Raw genomic sequence first — 3,030 nt, forward strand, 5'->3', positions numbered from 1 at the left:
AGGCCTCGACATCATGATCGTGCGCGAACTCACCGGCGGCGTCTATTTCGGCGAACCGAAGACCATCACCGATCTCGGCAACGGCCAGAAGCGCGCGATCGATACCCAGGTCTATGACACCTACGAGATCGAGCGCATTGCACGCGTCGCCTTTGATCTCGCGCGCAAGCGCCGCAACAAGCTGACCTCGATGGAAAAGCGCAACGTCATGAAATCAGGCGTGCTCTGGAACGAGGTCGTCACGCAGGTGCATGACCGCGAATACAGGGATGTCACGCTCGAGCATCAGCTCGCCGATTCCGGCGGCATGAACCTGGTAAAATCGCCGAAATCGTTCGACGTCATCGTCACCGACAATTTGTTCGGCGACATGCTCTCCGATATCGCGGCGATGCTGACGGGCTCGCTCGGCATGCTGCCGTCGGCCTCGCTTGGCGAGATCGACGTCAAGACCAAAAAGCGGCGCTCGCTGTTCGAGCCGGTGCACGGCTCCGCGCCGGACATCGCGGGCAAGGGGCTTGCGAACCCGATCGCGATGCTCGCCTCGTTCGGAATGGCGCTGCGCTATTCCTTCGACATGGGCCAGCTTGCCGACAAGCTCGATGCCGCGATCGCAGCGGTGCTCGCCAGCGGCCTGCGCACCGCCGACATCAAGTCGGAGGGGACCACGGCGGTCAGCACGACGCAGATGGGCGAAGCGATCCTGAAGGAATTGCAGAAGCTGCACGCTTAGGAAAGATCGTCATGCCCGGGCTTGTCCCGGGCATCCACGTCTTTCTTCCTTTAAGCAAGCAAGACGTGGATGGCCGGGACGAGCCCGGCCATGACGACGTCGATTTCACTGACGCCAAAATCAATACAGCGGAATACCGCGCGGATAACCGCCCATGTCGGAGGGCGGATTGAGCGGCTGGCGGTCGATCGGGCGGTTGTTGTTCTCGCGCGCGAAGGATGGATAGCCAAGCTCCGGCGGAAAGGCGTAGTCGGTGAACTTGCGATCGCCGGGCAGGACTTCGACGCCGGCATCGAGCCAGGAACGCTTGGTGACATAGATGCGGGTGTGCGGCCCCTGCTGATAGGTCACGTTCGGACCGCTGGTCCCGTAATAGGGCCGGCCGCGGTCGTCGTATTGGCGCTTGGGCTGGGTCTGCGCGCTGGCCGGGGTCAGTGCGAGGCCGACGACGGCGGATGCCGCAAACAGCACCGCAAGCTTTTTCGCAACAGGGAAATTCCAGGTCATCGTGTCCTCACAGGCGGTACGCGCCGATTTCGCCGGCACTTTAGCGGCCGCAGCCATATGGCCACAAGGTCAAACGGGCCACAGTGCCGGACAATAATGCGGGAACATCACAAAAGTTGCTTGAAAACCAGCACCTTGGCGGCGGGGCCGATCACAACCCGCCGCGCAGAGCGGGGGTCTCCGCCGACGTCACCCAGTCCGCCGAACTGGCGGCGGGACCGCAATCGCCGCGCCGGAGTTCGGCGCGGGCGAACAATCCGGCCAGTTTCGGCTCGTTTCCGGCCGTGAGCAGGATCAGCCGGTTCAGCATGCAGCCGATTGCCGCCCGCCGGGCCGGCAAGGTCTCGCCCTGGCATGACCAGCCGGAAATCTCCAGACCGGGCCGATCGATCCGCTTGAGGAAACCAAGGCAGCCCCCGGCGTCACCGGGGCGGCGAAGCAGCATCACCGTGCCGAACTTGCTGTCGATCACGCCGGCTGCTTCCAGCTCAAATGGGCCGTTGGGGTCCATTCGGGCCGCAATGTCGGCTGTGTGGTTAGTGTCGCCGAATTCGCCCCCGGGGCGGTAGATTTGCAGCTCGGCCACCGGCCTTTCGCCCGGCGCCGCCCAATGCATGACGTCCTTGCGGCCGCCTTCGGGGTGCCGAAGCACCTCGTAGGTCATTGTTTTATCGGGAAAATCGGACTGACTGACGGCGAAGGCGGGGTACGAACGGTCAGCCACGCTCCAATCAGCTCGGGCCGCGGTCTCGACCGCGTCACCCAGCTGCAATTGGTCCCAGAGATGGATGCCGACGATGCCAAGCAGCGCCAGAGCGCCTACATAGGCCACCAGGCGCGCCAGCGTGGCGCAGCATTCATCGGCGAAGCTGGTCAGCGCCGGATGAATTCGGGTCGAATAAGAGGGATTGGCCTCAATGGCCCGAAACGATCGCATCAAACGCCCACGCCCGACCGAGAACCGCAAGCGGTCTCGCTGTATAACGTTGTCTTAACGGCGTTTCTCGCATAGAAGCGCTGCCTCTTCCCTTTCCGCAGGCGGCGGGGGCGAGGCATATTTCATCGGAGAGTGAACGATGGGTTACAAGATCGCGGTGGTCGGAGCGACCGGCAATGTCGGGCGGGAAATGCTCAACATCCTCGACGAGCGCAAATTCCCCGCCGACGAGGTGGTGGCGCTGGCGTCGCGCCGCAGCATGGGCGTCGAGGTGTCCTATGGCGATCGCACCCTGAAGTGCAAGGCGCTCGAGCACTATGATTTCTCCGACGTCGACATCTGCCTGATGTCGGCGGGCGGCGCGGTGTCGAGGGAATGGTCGCCGAAGATCGGCGCCGCCGGCGCGATCGTGATCGACAACTCGTCGGCCTGGCGGATGGATCCGGACGTGCCGCTGATCGTGCCCGAGGTCAACGCCGACGCGGTGAAGGGCTTCGTCAAGAAGAACATCATCGCCAATCCGAACTGCTCGACCGCGCAGCTCGTGGTCGCGCTGAAGCCGCTGCACGACAAGGCGGTGATCAAGCGCGTCGTGGTCTCGACCTATCAGTCGGTCTCGGGCGCCGGCAAGGACGCCATGGACGAGCTGTTTCAGCAGACCAAGGCCGTCTACACCAATAGCGAACTCGTCACCAAGAAATTCCCCAAGCGTATCGCCTTCAACGTCATCCCCGAGATCGACGTGTTCATGGAGGACGGCTACACCAAGGAAGAGTGGAAGATGATGATGGAGACCAAGAAGATTCTTGATCCCAAAATCAAGCTGACCGCTACTTGCGTGCGGGTGCCGGTG

General features: G+C 62.8%; 4 protein-coding genes. 2 read left to right on the plus strand and 2 right to left on the minus strand.

Annotated features, from left to right (window positions below; all coding sequences use genetic code 11):
• A partial coding sequence (gene leuB, locus VK804_RS21795; RefSeq protein WP_325374085.1) for a 3-isopropylmalate dehydrogenase occupies positions 1-733 on the plus strand: 733 nt, incomplete at its 5' end.
• Between the two features lie 120 nt (positions 734-853).
• Here the strand turns inward: leuB and VK804_RS21800 are convergent.
• Both VK804_RS21800 and VK804_RS21805 read right to left on the minus strand, forming a co-directional pair.
• A complete protein-coding gene (locus tag VK804_RS21800) occupies positions 854-1,240 on the minus strand; it encodes a hypothetical protein (RefSeq protein ID WP_325374086.1) in 387 nt (128 codons plus the stop codon).
• 151 nt (positions 1,241-1,391) lie between these two features.
• Positions 1,392-2,207, minus strand: a complete 816-nt coding sequence (locus VK804_RS21805; RefSeq protein WP_325374087.1) for a hypothetical protein — start codon at positions 2,205-2,207, stop codon at positions 1,392-1,394.
• A 109-nt stretch (positions 2,208-2,316) separates the two neighbouring features.
• On the opposite strand from VK804_RS21805, the gene VK804_RS21810 reads away from it, so the two are divergent.
• The coding region (locus VK804_RS21810; RefSeq protein ID WP_325374089.1) for an aspartate-semialdehyde dehydrogenase at positions 2,317-3,030 on the plus strand (714 nt) is incomplete at its 3' end.

Source organism: Bradyrhizobium sp. (assembly GCF_035484855.1).
GTDB lineage: Bacteria > Pseudomonadota > Alphaproteobacteria > Rhizobiales > Xanthobacteraceae > Bradyrhizobium.

Excerpts from the sequence above, each read along its gene's own strand:
- VK804_RS21800 (WP_325374086.1), bottom strand. The coding sequence starts at position 1,240 with ATGACCTGGAATTTCCCTGTTGCGAAAAAGCTTGCGGTGCTGTTTGCG.